This window comes from Sphingomonas sp. LT1P40 (assembly GCF_036663835.1).
Taxonomy (GTDB): Bacteria; Pseudomonadota; Alphaproteobacteria; order Sphingomonadales; family Sphingomonadaceae; genus Sphingomonas.
Window position 1 is genome coordinate 1,281,412 of the sequence record NZ_JAXOJT010000001.1, and the last position, 26,418, is coordinate 1,307,829.

18 protein-coding genes are annotated in these 26,418 nt (G+C 64.9%); 8 read left to right on the forward strand and 10 right to left on the reverse strand.

What is annotated here, in order from left to right; translation table 11 throughout:
• Nucleotides 1-10: 10 nt before the first annotated feature.
• The 7 genes from trxA to U1702_RS06280 all read right to left on the reverse strand — a co-directional run bounded on the left by trxA (nt 11) and on the right by U1702_RS06280 (nt 11,698).
• Nucleotides 11-337, reverse strand: a complete 327-nt coding sequence (gene trxA, locus U1702_RS06250) for a thioredoxin (RefSeq protein WP_332723025.1) — start codon at nt 335-337, stop codon at nt 11-13.
• Nucleotides 338-388: 51 nt separating this feature from the next.
• On the reverse strand, nt 389-3,787 hold the full coding sequence (addA, locus tag U1702_RS06255) for a double-strand break repair helicase AddA (RefSeq protein WP_332723027.1): 3,399 nt from the start codon (nt 3,785-3,787) through the stop codon (nt 389-391).
• Complete coding sequence (addB, locus tag U1702_RS06260; protein ID WP_332723028.1) at nt 3,774-6,707, reverse strand: double-strand break repair protein AddB; 2,934 nt, start codon at nt 6,705-6,707, stop codon at nt 3,774-3,776. Before addB ends, addA begins: the two co-directional genes overlap by 14 nt.
• A gap of 351 nt (nt 6,708-7,058) precedes the next feature.
• On the reverse strand, nt 7,059-7,757 hold the full coding sequence (locus U1702_RS06265) for a nucleotidyltransferase family protein (RefSeq protein WP_332724603.1): 699 nt from the start codon (nt 7,755-7,757) through the stop codon (nt 7,059-7,061).
• 59 nt (nt 7,758-7,816) lie between these two features.
• Entirely contained in the window at nt 7,817-8,782 is a 966-nt protein-coding gene (locus U1702_RS06270) for an aminoglycoside phosphotransferase family protein (protein ID WP_332724605.1), read from the reverse strand.
• 14 nt (nt 8,783-8,796) lie between these two features.
• On the reverse strand, nt 8,797-9,243 hold the full coding sequence (gene tsaE, locus U1702_RS06275; protein ID WP_332723030.1) for a tRNA (adenosine(37)-N6)-threonylcarbamoyltransferase complex ATPase subunit type 1 TsaE: 447 nt from the start codon (nt 9,241-9,243) through the stop codon (nt 8,797-8,799).
• Nucleotides 9,244-9,355: 112 nt separating this feature from the next.
• On the reverse strand, nt 9,356-11,698 hold the full coding sequence (locus tag U1702_RS06280; RefSeq protein ID WP_332723031.1) for a PAS domain-containing sensor histidine kinase: 2,343 nt from the start codon (nt 11,696-11,698) through the stop codon (nt 9,356-9,358).
• Between the two features lie 246 nt (nt 11,699-11,944).
• Between U1702_RS06280 and U1702_RS06285 the strand changes: the two genes are divergently transcribed.
• The 3 genes from U1702_RS06285 (at nt 11,945) to U1702_RS06295 (ending at nt 17,478) form a co-directional block, all read left to right on the forward strand.
• Nucleotides 11,945-15,046 (forward strand): TonB-dependent receptor domain-containing protein, encoded by a 3,102-nt coding sequence (locus U1702_RS06285; protein WP_332723033.1) that lies wholly within the window; start codon nt 11,945-11,947, stop codon nt 15,044-15,046.
• 78 nt (nt 15,047-15,124) lie between these two features.
• A complete protein-coding gene (locus U1702_RS06290; protein ID WP_332723035.1) occupies nt 15,125-15,910 on the forward strand; it encodes a sulfotransferase family protein in 786 nt (261 codons plus the stop codon).
• Nucleotides 15,907-17,478, forward strand: a complete 1,572-nt coding sequence (locus U1702_RS06295) for a tetratricopeptide repeat-containing sulfotransferase family protein (RefSeq protein WP_332723037.1) — start codon at nt 15,907-15,909, stop codon at nt 17,476-17,478. Before U1702_RS06290 ends, U1702_RS06295 begins: the two co-directional genes overlap by 4 nt.
• Nucleotides 17,479-17,537: 59 nt before the next feature.
• Here the strand turns inward: U1702_RS06295 and ahcY are convergent, their stop codons facing one another.
• On the reverse strand, nt 17,538-18,953 hold the full coding sequence (ahcY, locus tag U1702_RS06300; RefSeq protein WP_332723038.1) for an adenosylhomocysteinase: 1,416 nt from the start codon (nt 18,951-18,953) through the stop codon (nt 17,538-17,540).
• Nucleotides 18,954-19,151: 198 nt separating this feature from the next.
• Between ahcY and U1702_RS06305 the strand changes: the two genes are divergently transcribed.
• On the forward strand, nt 19,152-20,741 hold the full coding sequence (locus tag U1702_RS06305; protein WP_332723040.1) for a hypothetical protein: 1,590 nt from the start codon (nt 19,152-19,154) through the stop codon (nt 20,739-20,741).
• Here the strand turns inward: U1702_RS06305 and U1702_RS06310 are convergent.
• Nucleotides 20,738-21,298, reverse strand: a complete 561-nt coding sequence (locus tag U1702_RS06310) for a YqgE/AlgH family protein (protein ID WP_332723042.1) — start codon at nt 21,296-21,298, stop codon at nt 20,738-20,740. The two genes, U1702_RS06305 and U1702_RS06310, sit on opposite strands and share 4 nt — an antisense overlap.
• Nucleotides 21,299-21,406: 108 nt before the next feature.
• On the opposite strand from U1702_RS06310, the gene U1702_RS06315 reads away from it, so the two are divergent.
• From U1702_RS06315 to U1702_RS06330, 4 genes are all read left to right on the forward strand, one after another.
• Nucleotides 21,407-21,886 (forward strand): peroxiredoxin, encoded by a 480-nt coding sequence (locus tag U1702_RS06315; RefSeq protein ID WP_332723044.1) that lies wholly within the window; start codon nt 21,407-21,409, stop codon nt 21,884-21,886.
• Between the two features lie 95 nt (nt 21,887-21,981).
• Complete coding sequence (locus tag U1702_RS06320) at nt 21,982-22,224, forward strand: hypothetical protein (RefSeq protein ID WP_332723045.1); 243 nt, start codon at nt 21,982-21,984, stop codon at nt 22,222-22,224.
• 94 nt (nt 22,225-22,318) lie between these two features.
• A complete protein-coding gene (locus U1702_RS06325; protein WP_332723046.1) occupies nt 22,319-23,755 on the forward strand; it encodes an AMP nucleosidase in 1,437 nt (478 codons plus the stop codon).
• A gap of 73 nt (nt 23,756-23,828) precedes the next feature.
• Entirely contained in the window at nt 23,829-24,470 is a 642-nt protein-coding gene (locus tag U1702_RS06330; RefSeq protein ID WP_332723048.1) for a hypothetical protein, read from the forward strand.
• A gap of 75 nt (nt 24,471-24,545) precedes the next feature.
• Here the strand turns inward: U1702_RS06330 and U1702_RS06335 are convergent, their stop codons facing one another.
• Nucleotides 24,546-26,381, reverse strand: coding sequence for a M2 family metallopeptidase (locus U1702_RS06335; protein ID WP_332723050.1), 1,836 nt, complete (start codon nt 26,379-26,381; stop codon nt 24,546-24,548).
• Between the last annotated feature and the right edge of the window lie 37 nt (nt 26,382-26,418).

The following is a 26,418-nucleotide window of genomic DNA, read 5'->3' on the forward strand; positions in this document are numbered from 1 at the left end:
CATCGCCACATTACACGATGCTCTCGATCCACGCCTTCAGCTTGGACTTCGTATTGATGTCCTGAATGCCGACCTGTTGCGCGACCTTCTCGCCATTCTTGTACAGGAACAGCGTCGGAATGCCGCGAATACCCAGCTGGCCCGGCGTATCCGGATTTTCCTCGATATTCAGCTTGGTGATCGTCACCTTGTCGGCCAGTTCTTCCGACAGTTCCTCAAGGCTCGGCCCGATCAGCTTGCACGGGCCGCACCACTCCGCCCAGAAATCGACCAGCACGGGCTTTTCGGATTTCAGAACGTCGGCTTCAAACGATGCATCGGTGACGGCCTTGGCCATTTTCATTCTCCTGAACTATTGTTGCCAAGTTAGGGTCGCAGCGCGCCTGTCTCAAGCGCCCGGCACCAAAGTTTCCTCCGTCCCGGCGAAGCCCGGCTTGTGCGCCGCGACCAGATCGTCGGGCAGCGCGTGCAGCACCGGACCCGCCGTGTAGAGCAACGCCGCCTCCACCCGCCGTCCCGGAAACACCACCTCCAGCGCCGCGACATAGGCTGCCATCTGCCGGATATGATAAGGCGGCACATCGGCCAGTGTATCCGGCGCGCGCCGCCCGGTTTTGAAATCCACCACCAGCACGCGATCGTCAGTGACCAGCAGCCGATCCGCCGTCCCCGACACAACATGCCCGCCCGCGACCACCGCCGCGATCGGTGCCTCCGCCAGCGCGTCCGGTCCGAACAGATCGGCGAACCGCGTGTCGCTCAGCACAGCCAGCGCCGCCGCAGCCAGTTCAGCCCGCGCGCCCGCATCGTCAACCCCTCCAGCCCCGGCCAGCCAGTGCTCCGCCACCTCGCCACGCCGCTCGACCGCTACCGCCGGTAACCGTTCCAGCAACGCATGGATCAACCGCCCGCGCTCCGCCGCCGCCCGCAACGCCGGTCCCGGTGGCGGATCGGACACCAGATCGTCGCCCAGGGAAGACGGTGCCAACGGACGCGAAGGCCGCGCCTCGACCGGTGCCGCCTGCGTCACCCAATCCGGCAGCGCTGCCACCGCCTCAGCCACCGCCGCTATGCCACACTTGCGCACGACCGCAACGCCCGGCACCCGCCCGCCAAACACCCGCTCGCCGTCAAATTCCTCGACTCCCAGCGTATCGAACGCTGCCCGTGATGCCGCATACCAGCTGGCCGCCGGAGCCTCGCCCTTCGCCTTCGGCCCCAGCGCGCCCGCAATCACCAGCCGCTCCTCCGCCCGCGTCGCCGCGACGTAGAATAGCCGCCAATGCTCCTCCAGTTCGCGCGCGTCGACCAGCGCGACGACATCGTCCACCGGCCCGCCACGCTCGGCCTTGCCCGGCCGGAACACCGGAAACGGCGCCTGCCCCTCGGGTGCCCATTTCACGAAATCGAACATCTTGTTGCCGCCGCTCGGGTCGGCGCAAGCATCCGCCAGAATGACCAACGGCGCTTGCAACCCCTTTGCCCCATGCGCCGTCATCACCCGTACCGCCGCCTGCGGCGTCGCGGAATCGCGGACGATCTCGACATCACCCCGGTCGAACCAGTCCAGAAACCGCTGCAACGTCGGCGTCGCCAGCCCCTCGAACCCCAGAGCCGCCGTCAGCAATTCCTCGACCGGGTCCAGCGCCTCACGCCCCAGTCGTCGCACCAGTTTCCGACGCCCGTCCAGCGGGCCGGACAATATATCCTCCAGAAACCGATAGGGCGTCTGGAAATCTGCCCGCGCAAGCAGTCCCTGCAACGGAGCCAAACGCTCCGGCGTCTGCGTGGCACGCAAATGCCGCCACAGGCTCCCGCGCGACCGCATCGCGGCATGCATCAACTCGTCCTGGGTCCACCCGATCAACGGTGACGCCAACAGCGCCGCCAGTGACAGATCATCGTCCGGCTGCAACGCAAAGCGCACTGCCGCCAGCAAATCCTGCACCGCCAGCGGCGCGTTCAGCCGCAACCGGTCCACCCCAGCGACCGCTACCCCCTCGGCATAGAGCCGCGCGACCAGCAACGACGCCAGTTCCCCGCGCCGCTTGACCAGGATCATCACGTCCTTCGCTTCCAGCGGCGTCCCGTCCCGCTTCAGCACGCTGCCATCGGTCATCCGCTTGATATAGCGCGCGATCCGGTTCGCCAGTTCGCGTGTCGCATCGTCGACCCAGCTTTCCTCATCTTCGGGATCGCCGCCCGCCACCACCGGCGGCCACAATGTCACCATACCCGGCCCCTCGACCCGGCTGGCATGCGCCTCGCTCTCGGTCCCCATCCCCGGCTCCGGCAGCGCCGCCACCGCCTCGTCGACAAACTCCAGAATCGGCAATGTCGAGCGGAAAGAATGCGTCAGTGAGAGGGTCTCCAACGCGCCATCCGATCGCTCGCTGAAATGCCGGTGCGCTGCCGCGAAATTGACTGGATCAGTCCCCTGAAAGCCAAAGATCGCCTGTTTGTAATCCCCCACGGTGAACAGCGTCCGCACTTCCTCGCCATGCGCGCCCTCGCCTGCGAAAAACTCGTCGGCCAATGCGCGGACGATCCGCCACTGGTTGATATTGGTGTCCTGCGCCTCGTCGATCAGCACATGGCTGGTCGCCTGATCCAGCTTGAACCGGATCCAGTCGCCCATTCCGAGCTGATCCAGCAACGCCACCGTCCGCCGGATCAGATCGTCGAAATCCACCGCTCCCGCGCGCCGCTTGGCATGGACATAGGCCGCCGAATATTCCCGTCCCGCCGCCAGCCCCTGCGCCAGCAGATCGGCGTATCCTGCCCGCGCGATCATCCCGAGCACGCCGATGCACGCCTCCCCCAGCTCCGCCGCCAGCGTCTCGTAGTCCGGATCCAAAGCCGCCAGCCGCGACGACACCTTGCGCGGCTCGTCCTTGGCGGTCAGCGCGAGCTTCTTCAGCTCACCCAGCATCGCCACCCGCGCCGCCGGTTCCGCGTCCAGCCACGCCCCCGCCACGCTCGCCGCCTCGATCCCCGTCGCCGTCCCCCAGGCATGATTGGCATCCGCCATCCGCCGCAGCCCCGCGACGTCGAACGCATCGTCCGAACACCAGTTCGCAGCTTCTTCGAGCACGTCGCCTGAAGGCAGATTCAGACCGCGCCGCAAAAACGGCTGCAACCCTGACGGCAACGCCGCCATCGCATCCGGCGCCCGCGCGCACGCATGCAAGAACGCCTCCGCCTTGCCCTCGCCCAGCCGCAAACTCAGCGCCCCGACCGCGTCGATCAGCCCTTCGCGCCCCTCGCGCCCCGCATCGGCCAGCATCTCCGCCAGCGTCTCGCGCTGCAACGTCCGCTCCTCGCGCGCCTCCAGCGGCCGAAACCCCGGCGTCAGCCCCGCCTCGACCGGAAATGCCGACAGCAAGGTCTGGCAGAAACTGTGGATCGTCTGGATCCGCAGCCCGCCCCCCGGCGCATCCAGCACCTTCGCGAACAACGTCCGCGCCAGCGCGATCCGCGCGTCATCCGCAACCTCGCCCAGCGCCTCCAGATCGTTGAACACCTCGGCACGCGGTGCCCGCACCCAATGCGCCAGCCGCCCGCTGACCCGCGCCGCCATCTCCGCCGCACCCGCCTTGGTAAAGGTCAGGCACAAGATCGCTCCCGGATCGACGCCACGCAGCAACAACCGGAACACCCGCGCCGCCAGCACCTGCGTCTTGCCCGTCCCGGCCGACGCCGACAGCCACACACTACCATCCGGACTGGATGCCGCCGCCTGGTTGCCTTTCAGCGAGGGGAGCGCACCCGAGCTAATTCCGGCCATACCACTCATCCCGCCGCATCAGCTGGTCATATTCCGAGTAGGGCGCATACTCCGGGTGCAGCTTCGCCACAAACGGTGTATCCCCGGTCAAATACGCCCCCGCCACATCCGAAAAGTTCGCCGCCGCGATCCTGACGAATTCGTCCGTCGGAATCCGGTCGCGCTTCCCCGCCGGATCGACCGGCGTCGCGACATACCCGAACTCCCCACCCTTGCGCGCCAGCGACCAATACTCAAACGCACTCGCCCGCCCGGCAATGCCGGCAAACCCGCCGCGCTCCGCGATCAGTCCCAGCAACCCCAGCTGCAAACTATACCCCGCGCGCACCGCCTTCGTAGTTGGCGGCTGCCCGGTCTTGTAATCGACAACCCCGATCGTGCCGTCGCCCATCGCATCGATCCGGTCGAACTTGCCGCTCAATTTCACGCCAGCAATTTCGACAGAGCCGCTCTGCTCCACCGCAATCACCCGCCGCTCCGGTCGCGCCGCCAGCTCGCGCACGATCCAGCGCACCGCCTCGATCAATCGCGGCTGCCACAACGCCCGCATCATCGGATGCGCTTGGGCCAGCATCGTCAGCACGCGCGGCTCCAGCGCGTCCGGCGCACACGCGTCCAGCTTCGCCCATTGCTCCAGCACATCATGCACCGCGGTCCCGCGCCATGCCGCGCTGGGATCCGCATCCACCGGGTCCAGCGCACGCAGCCGCAGCATCCGCTTGGCATAAAAAGCGTACGGGTCCGCCTTCAACCGATCGACATCCGTCACCGGGATATCGCGCGGCCGGGCGGCAGCGGGTGGACAAGGCTCGGGCCGATCCACCGGCGCATGCTCGCCCGGGTCGTCGATAGCCCGCGCCCAGCTCTCCAACACTGCCGCGCGCTCCAGCCCGCCCGACAACGCCTCCAACCGCAACCAAAATCGCGACGCAATCGTCGGTGCCCCCGCATCGCGCCGCGCCCGCGTCAACAGCACCTCGCGCGCACCCAGCCCCATCGCCAGATCATGCGCCGACAACCCGATCCGCCGCTCCAGCCCCGGCAGCCCCAATTCGCTCCGAATACGCGGCGCCAGCCACGGATCGGGTGCAGGCAGCCCGGGCCACACGCCCTCATTCAATCCGCCCAGAATGACCAGATCGGCAGCCTGCAACCGCGCCTCGATCAAGCCATAGATCGCCAGCCGCGGATGCCCGCCCTGCGGCGGTCGCACCGCAACCTCGTCCATCAATGTCCGCAGCATCGCCGCCAGACTCTCCGGCTCGACCAGCGCCGGACCGTGCGGTGCTTCCCGCTCCAGATCGTCCAGCAACGTCGCCGCCGCGCGCCCCTCGGTCCGCCCCCACAAGCCGTCACCGCACAAAGCCGTCGCCGTTTCACGCAATTGCGCCAGCAAGCCCGGCAGCGGTGCGGCCCCGCCCGCATACAGCGCTTCCAGTGGCTCCAGCTGCGGCCTCACATCACGCCACCACCCGAGTGCCGCCGCCCGCACCCGCGCATCATACCCATCGGCATTCGCAAGATGCGCGTCGATACCCGCTAGCCCCGCCGCCGGACGCGGCCCACGCAACGCCAGATCGAGCGACCGCGCACCCTCCAGCCAGCCCAGCCGATCCTCACCCGCCGCGACCAGCGGATGCTTCAGCAGCGTCAGCAGCGCCAGCGGCGCAAACCCCTGCGCCCCCGCCTCGGCCAACGCGAGCAACAAGGTTCCCGGCGGCAGGCTCGCGAGCGGCGCACCGGCGGAATCGTCGATCCCCAGCCCCCAGCGCGCAACATGCGCAGCCACCCGCCGCGCCAGCGCCCGATCCGGCGTCACCAGCGCCGCCGTCCGCCCCGGCGTTTCCAACGCTTCCCGCAGCGCCAGCGCAATCGCCTGCGCCTCCTCGGCCGGCGTCGCCACCTCGATCGCGCGCACGCCGGAAAGACGGCGTTCGGCGGCGGGCAGGTCGCTCCACCCCTTGGTCAAATCGGCGGGCATCATCGCACTGGCAATCGCCTTGCTGCGGGCGGGTGGCGCATCCAACTCGGTCGCCACCCGCCATTGCTGCACCTCCGCGCGAGGGACATCCATCCGGTCAAGCAACAGCTTCAGATGATATTGCGGATGTGTTTCCAAAGACCGTTTGCGCCGCCCCGTCGCCGGATCGGGCTTGAACGGCCCCAACAAATCCCACTCGTCCGACCCCATCGCCAGATCGATACCGGGAAACACCACCATCCCGCCGGGCAATCCCGCCACCACGCGAAGCAACCGCGCAATCGCCGGTGCCGCCGTCGTGATCCCCGCCGCGCAGACAAACCGGTCAGGCGGCTCATCCCGCCACCGCATCGACACCCGGTCCAGCAACGCATTGCGCCGCGCCGCCAGATCGATCCGGCCCAGTTTTTCAAGCTCCTGCGGCCATTTGCTCAGCGCGATCTCGAACAGGTCGAGCGAACGCTGCCAATGCGCCGACAACTCGCCCACCTCGATCTCACGCATCCGCCGGGGATCGACTTCCTCGACCAGCAACTGGTCCAGCGTCCGCCCCAACTCCCCCGCCAGCCGCACCGCCTCCGCCGCGTCCACGCCCGGATCACCCGCCTGCACCAGCCGCGCCAGGATCAGCCGCCGCTGCAGCGGGTTCACGGCGGGCGCAATCGCCACATCATCATCGGCAGGATCCAGAAACGGCCCCGCCGCCTCGTCCAGCTCCGGATCGCCAATTGCCACCAGCCGGGGCAGCAACAACCCACCCCCGCTCGCCCGCACGAAGGCATCGGTGATGGCGCGTTTCGCACGATTGGTGGGGACGAGGACAATGCCCCGCGCTAGGCGCATTGGGTCGCCGCCGAACCGCCGGATCAGCCCCTGCGCGAGGGCATCGGCAAAGGCGCGATGCGGGGGGATGGTGTAGAGGTAAAGGCGGTCGGGCATCTGCAGCGACCCTAGCGCTGGTGGCAGTTGAGACAAGGCCGCCTCTTCTTAGCCCTCTCATGCGAAAGCGGGAGAGGGCTAAGAAAAACGCCCCCATCACGATTGCCTACAATTTAAACCCGGCCACGACGGTTCTCGGCGATATACTCTGGATCATAAGGGCCGACCTTCTTTCGCCGGTTCCGAAAGCTAACGATCGAGATGCCCACACAGGCCGGAACAACGATAAAATAAAGATTCTGAAGCAATCCCTGACCGGACTCATATTCGCTCCACCACAGTAAGACGCCAGCAACCAGCCCGATCGCAATGCCCAGACCCATGTTCCACGGTTTTGGTTTTGATCGCCCCTCACCCATCCGCCAGCACCGCCTCCGTCGCCGCAATCGCAGGCGGACTGCCCACATCGAACCACAGCCCCTGATGCACCAGCCCCCAGGCGCGTCCGGCCTCCATCGCCCGCTCCCAGAACAGGTTCGTCGAAAACGGCCCCTCCGGCCAGTCGCGAATCACGCGCGGGGACAGGATCTGCACGCCGGTGAACACGAACGGTGCCAGCCGCCCCGGCTTGCGCCGCCCGACGATCCGCCCGAAAGGGTCGAGGTGAAAATCCCCCTGCCCGCGATGGCAATGCGCGCGCGCCAGCGGGACCATCAGCAACAGCGCGTCCATGCGCTCGTCGTCCCACGCCGCCGCCAGTTGCCGGATCGCGTCGATCGGACCGTCGACCCACAAATTGTCGCTGTTGACGCACAGGAACGGCTTGTCGCCCAGATACTCCCTCGCGCGGACCAGCCCACCACCGGTCTCCAGCAACTGCGCCCGCTCGTCGGACACGATCACCTCAACGTCCTGCACCCGGTGCATGACATGCGCCTCCAGCGCATCGGCCAGGTAATGGACGTTGACCACTGCTCGCTTCACGCCAGCGCTGCGCAATCGGTCGAACACATGGTCGATCAACGGTTTGCCCGCTACCTCGACCAGCGGCTTGGGCCGCGTCGCGGTCAGCGGGCGCATACGCTTGCCCAGCCCGGCCGCCATCACCATCGCCACTTCCGGCACGTCAGCCGCCGGACGTGGCCGGATCGCCAGCGTCTTTTTTGCGCTCACGCGACCACCATCGGATCGCCCCGCAGCGCGGCGGGGATGTTCGCATCGAACCACGCCGCCACCGGAGCCAGTGCCGGATGCCGCAAATCGCGCTCCAGATAACCCCAGACGCGCGGGCACAGTCCGGCATAACGCAGCTTCCCGTCGCGCTGCCACAGCCGGGTGAAGATGCCGACGATCTTGGCATTCCGCTGCGCACCCAGTACATGATAGGCGTCGAAAAACGCATCGTCCGCGCCGGTGATGCGGCGATAGCGGTCCAGCATCGCCGCCTCCAGCACCGGATGCACGTCGCGTCGCGCATCCTGTAGCAGCGACACCAGATCATAGGCCGGATGCCCCGCCAGCGCGTCCTGAAAATCGAGCAGGCCCAGCGTCTCGCTGCCATCGATCAGCATCAGATTTTCCGCATGATAATCGCGCAGCACCGTAACCGGCGTCCCCGCCAGCACCGGAGCCAACGCCGCATCCCACGCCGCGCGATAACCTTCGACGTCCGCCTCCACGCCAACCGCCGGACAATACCATTCGGTCAGCAGCGACGCCTCCTGCTGATAGACGCGCATGTCGTAAGGTCGCACATCCGCCGCCGCATGCTCGCGCAGCCGGATCAACACGTCGATCGCCGCTTCGTACAGCCGCAACTCGCTCTCCGGCGCGGCGTCGGCGGTTTCCTTCAGCCGCGCGTCGCCGAAATCCTCGATCAGCACCAGCCCTTCGGTCAGATCCTCGCCATAGATAAGCGGCGCGGCGAACCCGCGATCGGTCAGCCAGCGCGCAATCGAGATGAACGGGCGCGGGTCTTCATGTGGCGGCGGCGCATCCATCAGGATCGCAACGCGCCCCGGCGCCTGCACCCGGAAATATCGCCGGAAGGATGCATCGCCCGCCAACGGCAGTATCTCGCCATCCCCCCAACCAATCGAGTTGAGGAACGGAACCGCCGCTTCGGGCGGGTTCATGTCGGGTGGAGAGATCATTTCAGGGGCCATCGATCCCCCCATGCCGCCGGAACATTCGCTGTCAAGCCGCGCGCGCTATCCGGCAGGATCGTCAGGGTCAGCCACAGCGCATCGGCCCAGTACCCGTCCGCCAACCGCTCCGGCCATTCGACCACCAACAGCGAATCGCCGCGCGCCTCATCCAGCCCCAGCTCCTCCGCCTCGTTGGGATCGTCGATGCGATACAGGTCGACATGCAGCACCGGAAACTGCACCTCCGGCGGCTCGTACGGCTGCACGATCGCGTAGCTCGGCGAAGGCGCTTCGCCCTCCAGCCCCAACGCCGCGAGCAGTCCCCGCGCGACACTCGTCTTGCCCGCGCCCAATTGCCCCGACAGCGCGATCACATCCCCCGGCCTCGCCACCGCTGCCAGCTGCGCACCAAACGCCTCCGTCGCCGCCGCATCCGCCAGCCGGATCATCAACCCCTGCCTGTCACCCCGGCCTTGAGCCGGGGTCCCGCTTCTTCTGAGTCCGGCCAATAGCGGGACCCCGGCTCAAGACCGGGGTGACGAAGCAAGGACATAAAACCTGTCATCGCGGCAATTCCACGATCACCATCGTCCCCTGCCCCGGTTCGGACATCAGCTGGATCGTCCCGCCATGCGCCTCGACGAATTGCTTCGCCAGCGGCAGGCCGAGGCCCAGCGCACGGTCGCCATCCCGGCTGATCCCCGGCTGCGCAAACCGCTCGAACGCCTTCGCCGCCAGCGCCGCCGCCATCCCCGGCCCGTCGTCCGACACCACGATCCGCGCCGCCTTCGCATCGCCATCGACATGCAGCAGCACCCGCCCCTGCTCCGGCGTTCCCGCCACCGCATTGCGCAACAGATGCTCGATCGCTTGCCTTATGCGTCGCGCGTCACCCTTCACGCTGCCGGCACTGCCCAGCACGTCCACCGCCAGCTCGATCCGCTTGGCACCCGCTGCGGGCACGACTGCTTCCGCCGCCGCCGCCGCGACCAGCTCCAGATCGACCGCCTCACGCGCCAGCGATCCGCCCTCGCGCGTCAGGTCGAGGACATCGTCGATCAGATCGCCCAGCCGCGCGACCGAGCTCAGGATCGCCTCCATATACTCGGTCCCGCTCGCCGACAGCTCGCCCGCATAGCCTCCATGCAGCATCTCCGCGAACCCCTGAATCGACGTCAGCGGCGTGCGCAATTCATAGCTCATGTTCGCGACGAAGGCGGTCTTCACCCGGTCCGACGTTTCCAGCGCTTCGTTGCGCTCACGCAGCGCATTCTCGCTCCGCCGCCGGTCGGACACGTCCAGCATCGTGAACAGCGCATTCCCGTCCGGCAACGGCACCGCCGCGACCTCGAAATGCCGTCCATCGGCAAACTCGATCGACCCGCCGCGCTGCTGCCGTTCCACCGTCGCCGCGCGCACCAGTTCGGCGATCAGCGTGGCTCGGGCCGGATTGGCAAACATGCCGCCCGCCGCCTGCGCCAGCGCATCGACGCGCGGATGGCCGGTGACGAACGCCTCGTCGAACCCCCATAATTGCCGGAAACGGTTGTTCCACAGCTGCAACCGCCCGTCAGCCGCGAACACGCCCAGCGCCTCGAACAGATTGTCGAACGTCGCCGTCCGCACGCGCAGCAACGTGTCACGCGCACTCGCCAGCTGCACTTGTTCGGTCAGATCCTCGAAAATCACCAGCAATCCGCCCTCGGGCAGCGGCTGCGCCACGACGCGCAAATGCGCACCACCGGGTAGCGCCCAATTCTCCTCGCGCGCCGCGTCCGCCGCCATGAACCATTCGCGCCGCTCAGCCTTCCAGCCGGGGAAGTCGCGTACGACGGGCAGGCGATTGGCCTCGCGCATCCGCTCCAGCACGCGGTCGAACTCTGGCCGGTCTGCCAGCCACTCGTTGCGCAGCTCGAACATCCGCCGGAACGGCTGGTTACAAAAGATCAACCCACGATCCGCGCCGAACTGGGCCACCCCTGCAGACAGCCGGTCGAACGTTTCGCGCTGCGCATCGTCCGCGCGCTTGATCCCCGCACGTGCGCGCTCCAGTTCCTCGACATCCACGGCAAAGCCCGCCACGCCACCGGTCGGGAGCGGCACGTCATGGATATGCAGCGTCCGCCGCGCGCCACCGATGGTCGCGGGCAGTTTTACCATCTGCGGCTTGCCTGCGTCGCGCGCCGTCGCGGCGCTCGCCAGCTGCCCGCCGGGTGCCGATGCATCGATCAGTTCGGTCCCCGCCTTGACCACGCTCTCCGCATCGCGCCCATCGACCGCCGCGACATAGGCATTGTTGACCATCGCCAGCCGCAATTCGGCATCACGATACCACATCGGCATCGGCGCGGACTGAATGAGACCGGTCAGCGCATCATAGGCCTCCCGATACCGCCCCGCCTCGCCGGACAGGCGCGACACTTCCTCCTGCGTCTCGGTGGCGTCGAACGCCCACAGCACCACGCCCCCCGGCGCCCGCACCGCATCCGGCGCGCGCTGACCGATCACCAGCAAGGTGCGCGACGACCCCTTCACCCGCACCGTGATCCGAAAAGGCTTTCCCGCGCGTTGCGCCGCAGCGATCTCCTGCTCCAACAGCGCGCCGTCATTCGCCGCGAACACTGCTTCGTTGCCGACGATCTCCTCGAGCTGTGCCGGCACCGTCTCCAGCCCCAACAGGTCGGCCAGCCGGTCGCTAAGCTCGATCCGCCCGTCTGTGCGCACGATCATCGCCTGCGCGGGCGCACTCTGTGCCAGCGCCAGCGCGCGAGCATGCGAGTCGATCAGTGCCGTTGCGCGCCCACGCGCTCGTAAGCCGACAAACAACATGATCGCGCCCAGCACGATCAGCAGCGCGGCGACGGCCCCCGCCATCACCGCCGCAGTCTGGGAGATTTCGATCACTGCCGTGCGCCGCCGTTCATCCCCGGCTCTTAGGGTCCAGACCGGAGCACGGCAACGGTTCCCGACGCATATCCAAGGCGTAATCCATCGCATGGGCGCACCCGTGCAAACCACAGGCGTGTTGCACGATTACTACAACAGCAAGGCAACATCGTAACACTGGCGACATTCGTGCCCGGATGGGGTTGCCATTTCGATGCGGCGCAGCAAGGATTGGCACTTAGTTGTGTAATAGGGGACACAAAAATGGCGAAATCCAACTTCCTGGGCGCGACTGCGCTCCGGTCTGCCGCGCTTTTTGGCCTTGCCTTCACTACCGTCGCGCCCGCCTGGGCACAGGACGCACCGGCTGAAGAGCCGGCCGCGCCGACGACTGCGCCGCAAACCGAAGATGAAGCCGTCGTCATTACCGGCTCGCGTATTCGCGGCGTTACACCATTCAACAGCCCCGATCCGATTGCCGTGATCGACCCCGAAACGTCGATCAAGGAAGGCAAGTTCGATACCGCGTCGATGCTGCAAAGCTCGCCGATCGCGGCCGGCTCAACCCAGATCACCTCGGCGATTTCGTCGAACTTCGTCACCGCCGGCGGCCCCGGCGCGCAGACGATCGATCTTCGCGGCCTTGGCGCCAACCGCACCCTCGTATTGCTCAATGGTCGTCGTGCCGGTCCCGCAGGCACCCGCGGCGGCGTTTCGTCGTTCGATCTCAACGTGCTGCCACAGTCGATTGCTGCGCGGATCGACATTCTGAAGACCGGCGCATCATCCGTGTACGGTTCGGACGCGGTTGCAGGCGTCGTCAATATCGTCACCAAGACCGATGTCGACGGTCTCGAAATCAGCGCGAACTCCTCGATCCCCGGCGACGGCGGCGGTGAATCCTATCGCGTCAGCGCGATCTGGGGCAAGACGTTCGAGCGCGGCCATGTTCTGGTCGCCGCCGACTATAGCCATGTCAACGAACTCAGCCGGGGTCAGCGCGAATATCTCGCCTGCCCCGAGGCTTACACCTTCCGCCAGGACGGCAGCCGTGCCGACATCATCGATCCCCGTTCCGGTCAGTTCCGCTGCGAGGATCTGCGCTGGGGTCATGTCTGGACCTACAATCTGATCGGCAATTTGCGGCTCGACGGCCCGGGTGGCCCGAACACCGGCCCCAACACCTCGCCCAACGGCGAAACCGTGCTGATGCAATATCAGTATCCGGGCGAAACGCTCGGCATTCCTCGCTTTGGCGCGCCGACCGGTCCGACCGATTTCTTCGCGCCGGCCGGGTGGTACCCGACCGGGTATGACACGCCGTCACTGGCTATTCAGAACGCCTACCACCCGTTCGTCGAGCAATCGACGATCATCCCTAAGACCGACCTTTACACCGGTTTCGCCAGCGCCGCTTACGAGATCACGGAAAATGTCGAACTGTTCGGCGAATTCCTGTTCAACCGGCGCGAGACCTACCAGAATGGCTGGCGTCAGTTCTGGAACTTCGGCGGCACGTCCAACATCTATGGCACGCTCTGGGCACCCGGCTGGCTCGGCCAGAACCTGCTGAGCCCGACCGCGATCACGGATCAGAGCGACAGCAGCCAGAAGGTCGATTATTATCGCGGCGTCGGCGGCGTGCGCGGCGATCTCGGCGGTTCGTGGAAGTTCGAGATTTACGGCCAGTACAGCAAGAGCATCGGTCGTTATCGTCAGCAGCAGATTCTGCAGGACGTGTACGACACCGGCTATTTTCAGACCTCGTCGTGCGTGGGAACCGTTACGCCGGTGTCGGGTAAGCAGTGCATCGACCTGCCCTGGAACGACCCCTACTTCCTGCGTGGTGAACTGACCCAGGCCCAGAAGAACTTCCTGTTCTCCTGGGAAGAAGGAAAGACGATCTACACCCAGTTCAACGGCGAAGCATCGGTCTCCGGCAGCCTGTTCGAGCTGCCCGGCGGTCCGCTGGGCGTTGCCGTGGGCGTTACCGCGCGCAAGGACGAGATCAACGACGTTCCGGGTGAGATTACCCGTGCCGGCAATGCCTGGGGCGCATCGACCTCCGGGATCACGGCGGGCGACGCGGTCACGACCGAAGCGTTCGGCGAACTTAACATCCCGATCCTCAAGGACGTGCCCTTCTTCAAGGAGCTCACCTTCTCGGTCGCAGGGCGCGTCACCAACGTGACGTCGACGCGGGCTACCGCGGTGCCGGGCGGGGTGAATGAGGATACCACCAACGGCAACTGGACGTACAAGGTCGGCGCAAACTGGGCCATGACCGAATGGCTCCGGGTACGCGCCAGCTATGGTACCTCGTTCCGCGCGCCTGCGCTCTTCGAGCAGTTTCTGGCGGACGAAACCAGCTTCCCTGCACAGCGCAACATTGATCCGTGCATCAACTACACCGCTGCACTGGCGGCTGGCCGGATCACGCAACGCGTCGCCACCAACTGCGCCGCCGACGGCATTCCCGGCAATCACTCGGGTGCCGGCGTCAGCGCGACGGCGGTATCGCAGGGTGGCCTTGGCGTGCTCGAACCGGAAACGTCGAAGGCGCTCGTGGTCGGTGCGATCCTCTCGCCCAAGTTCGACTTCCTCGGTGACACGCGCATCAACATCGCGGTCGATTATTTCGATATCCGCGTGAAGGGTGAAATCGCGCAGCTGGGCGCAAGCAGCATCATCTTCGGCTGCTACGATTCGGTCAGCTTCCCGACCGATCCACTGTGCGACCTGTTCACCCGTGGCCAGACTGCGGCACCGAACAACATCAACGAGGTGTTCGACAAGTTTGTGAACATCGCGGCTCAGCGCAACAGCGGCGTCGACCTCAACGTCAACATCCGTCAGAACCTGGGTAGCCTGGGCAATGTCAGCCTGACCGCCGACATGACCTGGCAGACGCGCGACGACTTCACCTTGCAGCCGGGTTCGCCGACGTCCTCGACCAACGGCGAAGCCGGATCGCCACAATGGGTGGGCGACTTCCGCATGTTCTGGCAGCTGCCGAACAACAGCACGAGCGTGTTCTATGGCATGAACGTGATTGGCGGCACGTCGAACGTCCAGGATTTCCTCGACGACAACGGCAACAACGCCTGCATCGCCAGCACCATCCGCGGTACCTATTGCCCGGATCTGACAGCACCGGCGGTGTTCTACCACAATATCTCGATCACTCAGGAGATCGAGGACGTGTTCGACCTGACCCTCGGTGTCAGCAACCTGTTCGATACGAAGCCACCACGGGTTTCCTATCTCAACGGCGGGCAGATTTCGATGCTTGGCCCGGTGGTTGCGGCATCGCAGTACAGCTTCGTGGGTCGCCGGTTCTTCGTGAACGTCTCGCGCAAGTTCTGACGCGAAAGCGATTGTCACTTCGCGGGGCGGCATGGCAACATGCCGCCCCGTTTGTTTGAGCTCAGGGAGCGTTCGTTCATGCCCGCAGTAACGGTTCAACCCGACACCCTCGATGCGGAGAACCAGCGGTTCGATCAGGCGCGGTTGCGTCAGCCCGTGTTTCTCAACAGCGTACCGAAAAGCGGCAGCCATCTGCTCCGCAATATCCTGCGCATGTTCGTGCCGGTCGATCAGCAATATCACCACGACTTCATCCAGTGGCCGACCCTGCAACAGCATCGCGCCGCCTTCGACCCCGCCAACCCAAAGCTCAGCTGGGGCCACCTCTTTCTCGCCGACGCCTCGATCATCGAGACCGCCCCCGCCCGTCGCATCGTGCTGTATCGGGACCCCTATGACTGGGTCATCGCGCGCGCGCGCTTCTTCCTGTCCGAACAATTCAGCGGCAATGTCGATCATCTGAAGAACGACGCGCTCAGCGCCGACGAGCTGCTGACGATGATGATCTTCGGACTCCCCGGCAAAGCGCCGTCGCTCAACGACATTTATGAGTTGAACGCGGCCGCCTGGCTCGGTGCGCGCGCCCACATCGTGAAGTTCGAGGAAATCGTCGAACATCTCGGCGATCTCGACAGTGAAGCTGCCGATGCCTGGTTCGCAGCATTGCTCGACGCCTGCGGCATCGACCGGCCCGCCGACTGGCGTGAGCGGGTGCGCATCGGATCGGATCGCAAACAAAGCGGCACCGCGCGCGAGAATCTGACCGGCGTCGCGATCGACCTGCCCGACACACTCGGCCCCCGGCACCGCGCGCTGGTCGATTATCAGGCACCGGGGCTACGCGCCCTGCTCGGTTACGCATGAGCACGATCACCGCCAGCCCTGCGCTCAGCGAAGCGTCGCGCCTCGCTGAAGACGGCAAGCTCGAACTCGCGGCACAGCATGTGATGGGGCATCTGCGCGCCAATCCCGGTGATCCGCGCGCGCTTGCCCTGCTCGGCAGCGTTGCGATGCGACTGGGCGCACTCGGGCAATCCGAAGCATTTTTGCGCCAGGCACTTGCTCGCGAGCCGACAACCGAGGCGCGCCGGCACCTTGCTTCGAACCTCAATCAGCAGGAGCGCCTGGCTGAGGCACTCGACCTTTTCCGCGCACTGGAGCGCGAGAGTGGAGACCCCGGCACCGCCGCCCTCGTCGCGATCACCCTCGACAAGCTCGGGCGAAATGAGGAAGCGCTGGCAATTCAGGAGCGCCTGACTGCCGCCAATCCCGATCGCCCCGCATATTGGGTCGGTTATGGCCACAACCTTCGCGCTGCCGGTCGCGTGCCCGAAGCGATTGCCGCCTATCGCCGCGCTGTCACCGCCGATTTCGAATTCGGCGAAGGCTGGTGGGGTCTCGCCAGCATCAAGCAAAAGATTTTCACGGACGAAGATATCGTGGCGATGCGCGAAGGGCTGCGCATTGCGATCGACATCCGCAACAGCGCGCCTTTGCACTTTTCGCTTGCCCGCGCGCTCCACGACCGCGAGCGCCACGAAGAAGCCTTTACGCATTACGTCGAGGGCAATCGCCAGCGCGCCGAAAGCATCGGGTATGACGCCAGCGAACTGACCGCCGAAATTGCCGAGGTCGAACGCGTGGTGGACCCCGCCTTTATTGCTTCGCTCAACGCTGCACCGGTCGGCGACGCGACCCCGGTGTTCATCGTCAGCCTGCCCCGCTCCGGCTCGACCTTGCTGGAACAGATGCTCGCCAGCCATTCACAGGTCGAGGCGATTGGCGAACTGCCCTATATCCCCGCAATTCTGCGCACGGCGATGGAGATGGCGACGCGGCGTGGTCGCGTTACCGTGCCCCAGATCATCGCCTCGCTCCCGCCCGAGGTCGCCACCGCGATGGGCCAGGATTACCTCCGCCGCGCCGCGCTGCACCGCAAGACCGACCGGCCGTTCTTCGTGGACAAGCTGCCGCACAACTGGAGCAACATCCTCTTCATCAAACGCATCCTGCCACAGGCAAGATTCCTCGATATTCGCCGCCCAGCGATGGACTGCTGTTTCTCGAACTTCACCCAGTCCTTTTCGACCGCCCACGCCTCCTCCTTTACGCTGAAGGATATCGGCCAATGCTATGTCGATTATGTGCGGTTGATGGATCACCTGAACGGTGTCGCGCCCGGTCTGGTTCATCACGTCAGCTATGATCGGTTGATCGAGGATGCGGAGACGCAATTGCGCGCCGCGCTCGACTATCTCGGTCTCCACTGGGACCCAGCGGTGCTCGAATTCCACCGCCTCGACCGCGTCGTCCGCACGCCCAGCAGCGAACAGGTCCGCCGCCCGCTCAACCGCGACGGTGTCGATGTGTGGAAGCCCTATTCGCAGTGGCTCGATCCGTTGCGCGAAACGCTCGGTCCGCTTGCCGTCTGACACGAAAAAGGGCGCGGCCATCGCTGGCCGCACCCATTTCTCAACAGCTTATGCCGCAATCAATAGCGATAATGATCCGGCTTGAACGGCCCTTCGACCGGCACGCCGATGTAACCGGCCTGCTTTTCGGTCAGCTGCGACAGCTTGACGCCCAGCTTCTCCAGATGCAGCGCCGCGACCTTCTCGTCGAGGTGCTTGGGCAACACGAACACATCGTTCGCATAGGTTTCACCCTTGGTCCACAGCTCGATCTGCGCGAGCGTCTGGTTGGTGAACGATGCTGACATCACGAACGACGGATGGCCGGTCGCGTTGCCCAGATTGACCAGACGCCCCTTCGACAGGATGATGATCTGCTTGCCGTCCTCGAACTCGACCAGGTCTACCTGCGGCTTCACTTCGGTCCATTTGTAGTTCGACAAAGCGGCGATCTGGATCTCGCTGTCGAAGTGACCGATGTTGCAGACGATCGCCATGTTCTTCATGCCGCGCATGTGATCGGCGGTGATGACGTCGGCATTGCCAGTTGCGGTGCAGAAGATGTCCGCGCGCGTCACGGCCTCTTCCATCGTCACGACTTCGAAGCCTTCCATCGCCGCCTGCAATGCGCAGATCGGGTCGATTTCGGTGACCAGTACGCGCGCGCCGCCGTTGCGGAGCGACTGCGCCGAACCCTTGCCGACATCGCCGAAGCCCGCGACGACCGCGACCTTGCCCGCCAGCATCACGTCGGTGCCGCGACGGATCGCGTCGACCAGCGATTCCTTGCAGCCGTACAGATTGTCGAACTTCGACTTGGTCACGCTGTCGTTGACGTTGATCGCCGGGAAGGGCAGCTCGCCCTTCTTCGCAATGGCATAGAGGCGATGCACGCCGGTCGTGGTCTCTTCCGACACGCCCTTGATGTTCTTGACGGTCTCGGTGAGGTAGCCCGGCTTCTTCGCGATGAACGCCTTGAGCGCGCGCTGCATCTCGACTTCTTCTTCGTTTTCCGGCTCGGGCATGGTGTGCCCGGCTTCCAGCTTCGCACCCCACAGTGCGAAGGCGGTGGCGTCGCCGCCATCGTCGAGGATCAGGTTACAGGTCTGGCCTTCGATTTCGGAATCCCAGGTGAAGATGTCACCGACATAGTCCCAATATTCGGCCAGGCTCTCGCCCTTGATCGCGAACACCGGCACGCCCGACGCGGCAATCGCGGCAGCAGCATGATCCTGCGTCGAATAGATATTGCACGTCGCCCAGCGGACTTCGGCACCCAGCGCGGTCAGCGTCTCGATCAGCACCGCGGTCTGAATCGTCATATGCAGCGATCCGGTGATGCGCGCGCCCTTCAACGGCTGCGACTCACCGAATTCTTGGCGCAACGCCATCAGGCCCGGCATTTCGGTCTCGGCAATGTTCATCTCGGCACGGCCGAAATCGGCGAGCGAGATATCCTTGACGACGTAATCGGTCTTTTCGAGCACGGTGGCCACGTTGTTTCTCCGCAAGTAAAGGCTTGCGCCGGAATCCCGGCGACAATTGGCGCGCTCCTAGCGAATTCGCTCTGCTCGCGCAATCCAAATATAAAGATATCTTTATATGAAGTGTTTCAGCTCATAAAAACAGACGCGATTGACTCCGATTTACGGCGCTGCCACCTCTCCGTCTGAAACGGTTTTGGGGGCAGAATCATGAAGTTCGGGAAGAATGCCGGTGCGAAGGCACTGGCGATTGTACTTGCGCTGGGGTCGTCGACTTCTGCCACCGCACAGACGGCGAAGCCCGAGAAGCTGGGCTCAGCCTATGTCCAGTGCGACGGCAATCCGAACAACATGTCCGCTGGCGAGAGCGCCGCGCGACTGCTCGGCGCGATCACCCTGCTCGCGCTGTTCGCCCCCGCGCCGGAAGGCGCCGATCCGTCAAAACGCAAGTTTGGCGCGGAAGGTGTCGATATCTGCACCGGCCTGATCGAAGGCGAGAAGAAGGAAACCAACGCCTATCGCCGCATCAATCTGATCCTGGGCCGCGCGATCCATCGGATTGAGGCCAAGGATTATGACGGCGCGGTCGCCGACGCCGAACTCGCGCGCAAGGAGGCGGAGGCCGGTGGCTTCATGGCCAATCCCTATTATGTCCGGTCACAAGCGCGCGCGTTCGACCTGATCCCGGCGGCGGCGCTTTACCGCGCTGGCAAGACTCAGGAAGCGCGTCAGGCGGCACTGCGCAACCTTGGCGATTCGCGTTTTCTGCTCACCCCGCTGATGGGCGTCCCGGCCTATATGCTGAACGAGCCCGCCGCGCTGCCGCTGGAAGCCGATATGCGCGGCTGGCGCAGCCGCCTGGGCTTTGGCGTGAACGAACAGGCCAACCGGCTGGAGGACTGGGGCGACTTCAAACAGGCCGCGATTGTCCGCGAAGCACTGGTCGATTTCAACGCGCGCACCGCGCCCGAACTGCGCAGCACGGCGAGCATGGCGCGATCGGCGATAACGCTCGCGCTGGCGGGTGATACCGCGCTTTCGGACAAGCGGATCGCAGAGGCACGCGCCAATAGCGACAAGCGCAGGGCGGAGGGCAGCACCGAGCGTGACGCCAGCGAGACCGTCGAACTGTTCGATCTGCACGGCATCATCCGCCAGACTCAGAATGGCGATGTTAAGACCGCCCGCCGCCTGTTCGCCGCGCGCTCGCAATGGGTCGCGGCGTCGTTCGGCAGCGTGGCGGAGGTAACCCGGCGGCTGCGCGACGGTGCCGCCCCCGACGAACTGATTGGCGGCCTGTCGCGCGATCCCGCCGCCTTGTGGAAGGACCGCCTCGACACGGCACGCGCAGAGGCGTTGGCCAAGGACAGCGACAATGCGACGCTGTTCCGTCTGATCCCCGGGGTCGATTCCGCCGCCGCCTATCGCAACCTGTCGAAACAGGTGTGGCGCACCGACAAGTCGAAGCTGGTGTTGCCGGTCAAGGATCCCGCGAAATCCAAGATCAAGATGGAGAATATGTTCCTCTACGGCATCGATTTCGACGCGGTTTTCCCGGCCTATGCGCTGCACGCCGCGCTGCTGGCGAAATCGCGCGGGCATCAGGGGTTCGCCATGGTCCCGATGGCGACCGAACAATATGTGTTCGCCGCCTTTATAACCGGCAACAAGGGCGAACCGGGCCTGAGCGCGCCGATCTTCGCCGATGCCGACGAAGTGATCGCCGCACTGTCGCCCGTGATTCCCTCGCCCGAGACGATCAAGGCGGAGGCGGCAACGAAAAAGAAAAGCGGAACCTAGGCTGTCCCGGTACTGGTCGTGAGCAAACGCGGATCGATGCCGACGGTCTCGAACCCGCGTTCCCAGCGCCGTTCGACCTCCACGTCATACAGCAACGCGGTATCCCCCGGCACGTTGAACCAGCCGTGCCGGGTCATCTCCTCGTCCAGTTGCCCCTCACCCCACCCGGCATAGCCCAGCGCGACCAGCCACCGCGACGGCCCGGTCCCGGCGGCAATCGCACGCAACACGTCGATCGTTCCCGACAATGCCCAGCGTCCGGCGACATCGACCGTGTCCTGCCCGCTCCAGTCGGTCGAATGCAGCACGAACCCTCGCCGCGTTTCCACCGGGCCACCGAAATAGACCGGCGCATCGACCACGTCGCCGGTTTCGATCTCGAACTGGCCCAGCAGTTCATGCAGGCCCAGCCCCGCGATCCGCTGTCCGATGCCCACGCCCAGCGCGCCCTGTTCGTCATGCGCGCACATCGCAATCACCGAACGCTCGAAGCGCGGATCGCCGATACCCGGCATGGCGAGCAGGATTTGCCCGGTAAGATAGGTTGCAGACTCCATCTGGCGAACAACATATCGGCAGCACTTCGGCTCCGCCACGCTTGAAAAAGCCGCGGGCCATGCCAATTGAGGCGAAACCGCATTTCGCGGACGCATAGGAGACCAGGCATGACCATCAACGTCGGCGATCGCGTACCCACGACGACCTTCACCAAGGCGACCGAAAATGGCCCGGAACAGGTCAGCTCGGACGATTTCTTCGCGGGCCGCAAGGTAGCGCTGTTCTCGGTCCCCGGTGCCTTCACCCCGACCTGCTCGGCACGCCATCTGCCCGGCTATGTCGATAATGCGGAAGCGTTAAAGGCAAAGGGCGTCGACGAGATCGCCTGCACCGCCGTCAACGACGCCTTCGTCATGGGCGCATGGGGCAAGAGTGCGGATGCCCGCGACCTGACCATGCTCGCCGACGGCAATGGCGAGTTTGCCAAGGCGGTCGGGCTGGAGATGGACGGCAGCAAGTTCGGCCTCGGCACGCGCGGCCAGCGTTATTCGATGCTGGTCAATGACGGCGTCGTCGAACAGCTCCATGTCGAGGCACCCGGCGAGTTCAAGGTCAGCTCGGCCGAGCATCTGCTCGAAAATCTTTAAGCCTCAGACCGTTTCAGTCGCGCGCCGGTTTGCCGTTGACGCGGGAACCGGTGCGCGGCGAAGCTGTTGTCCTGTCAGCATTAGGGAGACACGCGATGATCGAAGAAACCACCCCGACCACGACCAGCGCCGCACAGGCGGATGAGACGCTGCTCGATCAGGCCAAGGAAAAACTGACTGACGCAGGCGAAGCGATCAGCGATGCTTTTGACGGCGTCGTCGATGCGGCCAAGAAGAACCCTGTCGCCGCCGCCGCGATTGCGGCCGGTGCCGCCGCAGCCGTTGCGGGTGCCGCCTTCGGCATCAGCAAGCTGCTCGACAGCGACGACGATAAATAATCCGTTCGGCGCGCGGGGTTCGCCTCGCGCGCCATTCGTTTCGCTGTCATCTAACAGTCTTGCCAATGTCACGCTGGCGCTTTAGCCGTCAAAGATGACAACAGCAGAACACATCGTTTCCGAACTCGATCGGCTCTATACCGCGTCCGTGACGCGGCTTCAGGGTGCCCTCACCCGCTACCTTACCGATGGCACGCCTCCCGATCCGGCCCAGCGCAAGGACGGCAGTTTCGCATATCCCGAGATCCGCGTCGTCTATCGCAACGAAGTCGACCGCCCGACCCCGACGCGCTCGTTCGGCCGCCTGGTCACCCCCGGCAATTATTCGATCAGCGTCACCAAGCCCGCGATGTTCGCCGACTATCTGATCGAACAACTGACGCTGCTGATCGAGGATTATGACGTCGACGTCACCGCCGTTCCGGGACGACAGGAAATCCCGTTCCCTTATGTGCTCGACCCCGGGCACGCGGCGCGAATGGACCAGATTTCGACGCTTGAACTCGCCCGACATTTCCCGGCGACCGAGCTCGCACATATCGGGGACGAGATCGCAGACGGCACCTGGATCAGCCTCGACGAAACCCGACCGCTCGCTTTGTTCGACGGGCTGCGCACCGACTTCAGCCTCGCGCGGCTGCGCCATTACACCGGCACCCCGACCGAACATACGCAGCAGTACATATTGTTCACCAACTATCACCGCTATGTCGATGAATTCGTTGGCTGGGCTTGCGCGCAACTCGGCCCCGAAAGTCGTTTCACCGGCGTCTCCGGCCCCGGCGGCATCGTCATCGCCGCAGGCGACGACCCGGACAAATTGCTCACCGACAGTGCGTGGCGGCGGCATCAGATGCCGGCTTGGCATTTGATGGCTGCGGACGGCAGCGGTATCACCTTGGTCAATATCGGCGTCGGCCCGTCCAACGCCAAAACGATCACCGATCATCTGGCGGTGCTACGGCCCGAGGCATGGATGATGATCGGCCATTGTGGCGGCTTGCGCCCCAGCCAGCGGATCGGCGATTACGTCCTCGCCCACGCTTATCTGCGCGACGACCATGTCCTCGACGACGTTCTTCCGCCCGAAATCCCGATCCCCGCCATCGCCGAAGTGCAGCAGGCACTTGCGCGGGCGGCGGAGATCGTCTCGGGCCAGTCTGGCGACGAACTTCGTCGTCGGCTGCGCACCGGCACGATCGTCACCACCGACGACCGCAACTGGGAATTGCGCTTCTCGCGCTCCGCCCTGCGCTTCTCGCTCAGCCGCGCGGTCGGCGTGGACATGGAATCAGCCACGCTCGCTGCCCAAGGTTATCGCTTCCGCGTTCCCTACGGCACCTTGCTCTGCGTCTCGGACAAGCCGCTCCACGGTGAACTCAAGCTGCCGGGTCAGGCTAACCGCTTCTACGAACGCGCCATCGCCGAGCACCTCAAAATCGGTATCGAAGCGTGCGAGCAACTGCGCCGCGAAGGCGCGAAACTTCATTCACGCAAGCTGCGCGCGTTCAACGAACCGCCATTCCGCTGAATTCTTTTGATTTGACGGAGGAAACCGATTCGCGTCAGGTTGGTTACAGACGCGAAACCAACGGAGTATCGTGATGGCCAAGGCCCCGAGCAAATCGAAGACCAAGGCGACCGACGCCACCGGAGAAACCCCGGTCAAGGCAAAGAAGCCCGCCGTAACAAAGGCGACAAAGGTACCGGCGGCGAAGGCACCCGCTGCGAAGGCAGCGCCCAAAGCCGCGCCAAAGCCAAAAGCGGCGCCAAAGCCAAAGGCTGCGCCGGTCGTGGCAGCCAAGGTCGAAACCCCGCCCGCACCCGCCACTGCCAAACCCGCTGCGACCAAGGCGGCAGCGTCCAAAGCTGCGGCACCGAAGCCAGCAACCGAAAAGGCACCCCCGCTGCGCCGCAAGGCCGCCGCGCGCAAGGCGCCTTCGGCCACCCGCAAAGCCGGGACCAGCCGACCGCGCGCCGCAGCCGAAGCGGCCGCCGCCAAGGTATCGGCCGCCGCACAATCCGCGGTCGAAACCGTAACGGAGTCAGCACCCGTCAAGCTGGTCGCCGACACGCGTGAGCGCATGGGCGATCGCAACTTCTTCGCCTCGCTCGTCGGCGGCGTCGCCGCGATCGGCGCGGCCATCGCCGGCGTCGTCCTCGCCGTGCAGAAGGGCGAAGGCGGCCCAGCCGACACGGCTGCAACCAAGCCCAAGCCGAAATCAAAGCCCAAGTCCGGCGCCTGATCGCCAGACGGACACACGAAAAAGCCGCCGCGAGCATCCTCGCGGCGGCTTTTTCTCATTCGGCAAACCCGGGCGTCACCAGCCCGTTGGCTTGCCCTTGTTCTGCTCGTCCAGCCAAGTCTTCAGCGGGGCGAAATACTCGACCATCGCCGCGCCGTTCATCTCGCGGCTACCGGTGAACGCCTCCAGCGCATCCGGCCAAGGCTTCGACGCGCCCATCGACAGCATCGCGTTCAGCTTCGTCCCGACTTCCTTATTGTCATAAAAGGAACAGCGGTGCAGCGGCCCCTTCCACCCGGCCTGGTCGCACGCCGCCTTGTAGAACTGGAATTGCAGCAACCGCGCCAGGAAGTAGCGCGTATACGGCACGTTCGCCGGGATATGGTATTTGGCACCCGGATCGAACTTGGTCTCGTCGCGCTTCACCGGCGGCGTGATACCCTGATATTGCAGCCGCAGCGCGTCCCACGACCCCTGATAGCCGCTCGCCGGAATGCTGCCGGAAAACACGCCCCAGCGCCATTTGTCGATCAGCAATCCGAACGGCAGGAACGCGACCTTGTCCATCGCCTGTTTCAGCAACAGGCCCAGGTCCTTGTCCTCACCCGGCACCTTCGACCGATCGAGCAGCCCGATCGACACCAAATAATCCGGCGTGATCGACAGCGCGACGAAATCGCCGATTGCCTCATGGAAGCCGTCATTGGCACCCGTGCGATAGATTAGCGGCAGCTTGTTATAGGCGCGCTGGTAATAATTATGACCCAGCTCGTGATGGATCGTGGTGAAATCATCGCCATTCACCTTGATGCACATCTTGATGCGCAGATCGTCGACATTATCGAGATTCCATGCCGATGCATGGCACTGCACTTCGCGGTCGGCGGGCTTGGTGAACAGCGACCGCTTCCAGAACGTCTCCGGCATCGGAGCCAGCCCCAGCGACGAGTAGAAGCCCTCGCCTGCCTTCACCATCTTGATCGCATCGTAATTCTTGGCGACCAGCAATTCGCCGACATCGTAACCGACGTCGCCCGCACCCTTTGGTGCGACCACGTCGTAGATATTGCCCCATTCCTGCGCCCACATATTGCCAAGCAGATCGGCACGGATCGGGCCAGTCTTGGACTGAACCGCATCGCCGTACTTCTCGTTGAGCTTCCAGCGGGTGTAAGTGTGCAACGCCTCGTATAGCGGCTTCACCTCGTTCCAGAGCTTGTCGGTCAGCTTGGCGAAGTCCTCCGGCGACATGTCGTAATTCGACCGCCACATCGCGCCCGTATCCTTGTAGCCCAGCTCGCGCGAACCTTCGTTCAACAGGCCCGCCGCGCGCTGGTAATCGCTGCGCTGCGGCGCGCCGACATTGTCGTGCCAGCTGGTCCACATTTCCTTCAGCTCGTCGGGGTTGCGATTCGTCCCCATCGCCGCCTCGATATCGCTGCCATTGGTCGGCACGCCCTTCAGCGTTCCCTTGCCAGTGCCATAGACGGTCTGCATGTCGGTCTGCAGCTTCGCCAGCGCAGTCGCCGCGCCCGCACGCGTCGGCGCGGGCGAGGTAATCCCGGCGCGCAGCATGCCCAGCTGACGCGCGGTATCGGGCGAGAGCCCCTTCACCTTGTCGTATTTCGCCGCCTCCAGCGCGAAACGGACCAGCATCTCGGTCCCCTCCGCCCCGCTCTTGGCGACCAGTGCCGACGTGTCGTCGTTGATATAGGTCGCATAGAGCCACTGAATGCGCGCGTCGTCGACCGAGAATGCCTCCGCCTCCTTGGTCGCGCGCGCCAGGAACGCGTCCGCCGCCGCCGGTGTCGCGGCACCTGCGGGCACGGTTTCCTTCTTCGCCGTTTGCGCAAAAGCCGGCGCGGCAAGCAGCATCGCCAGCGCAATCGTCGAAATACCCGTGCGGATCATCAAACCCTCAATCTTGTTGATTTCAGTTGAAACCAGA

Excerpts from the sequence above, each read along its gene's own strand:
- trxA (WP_332723025.1), bottom strand. The coding sequence starts at position 337 with ATGGCCAAGGCCGTCACCGATGCATCGTTTGAAGCCGACGTTCTGAAA.
- addA (WP_332723027.1), bottom strand. The coding sequence starts at position 3,787 with ATGGCCGGAATTAGCTCGGGTGCGCTCCCCTCGCTGAAAGGCAACCAG.
- addB (WP_332723028.1), bottom strand. The coding sequence starts at position 6,707 with ATGCCCGACCGCCTTTACCTCTACACCATCCCCCCGCATCGCGCCTTT.
- U1702_RS06265 (WP_332724603.1), bottom strand. The coding sequence starts at position 7,757 with ATGGTGATGGCGGCCGGGCTGGGCAAGCGTATGCGCCCGCTGACCGCG.
- U1702_RS06270 (WP_332724605.1), bottom strand. The coding sequence starts at position 8,782 with ATGAACCCGCCCGAAGCGGCGGTTCCGTTCCTCAACTCGATTGGTTGG.
- tsaE (WP_332723030.1), bottom strand. The coding sequence starts at position 9,243 with ATGATCCGGCTGGCGGATGCGGCGGCGACGGAGGCGTTTGGTGCGCAG.
- U1702_RS06285 (WP_332723033.1), top strand. The coding sequence starts at position 11,945 with ATGGCGAAATCCAACTTCCTGGGCGCGACTGCGCTCCGGTCTGCCGCG.
- U1702_RS06290 (WP_332723035.1), top strand. The coding sequence starts at position 15,125 with ATGCCCGCAGTAACGGTTCAACCCGACACCCTCGATGCGGAGAACCAG.
- U1702_RS06295 (WP_332723037.1), top strand. The coding sequence starts at position 15,907 with ATGAGCACGATCACCGCCAGCCCTGCGCTCAGCGAAGCGTCGCGCCTC.
- U1702_RS06305 (WP_332723040.1), top strand. The coding sequence starts at position 19,152 with ATGAAGTTCGGGAAGAATGCCGGTGCGAAGGCACTGGCGATTGTACTT.
- U1702_RS06310 (WP_332723042.1), bottom strand. The coding sequence starts at position 21,298 with ATGGAGTCTGCAACCTATCTTACCGGGCAAATCCTGCTCGCCATGCCG.
- U1702_RS06315 (WP_332723044.1), top strand. The coding sequence starts at position 21,407 with ATGACCATCAACGTCGGCGATCGCGTACCCACGACGACCTTCACCAAG.
- U1702_RS06320 (WP_332723045.1), top strand. The coding sequence starts at position 21,982 with ATGATCGAAGAAACCACCCCGACCACGACCAGCGCCGCACAGGCGGAT.
- U1702_RS06325 (WP_332723046.1), top strand. The coding sequence starts at position 22,319 with ATGACAACAGCAGAACACATCGTTTCCGAACTCGATCGGCTCTATACC.
- U1702_RS06330 (WP_332723048.1), top strand. The coding sequence starts at position 23,829 with ATGGCCAAGGCCCCGAGCAAATCGAAGACCAAGGCGACCGACGCCACC.
- U1702_RS06335 (WP_332723050.1), bottom strand. The coding sequence starts at position 26,381 with ATGATCCGCACGGGTATTTCGACGATTGCGCTGGCGATGCTGCTTGCC.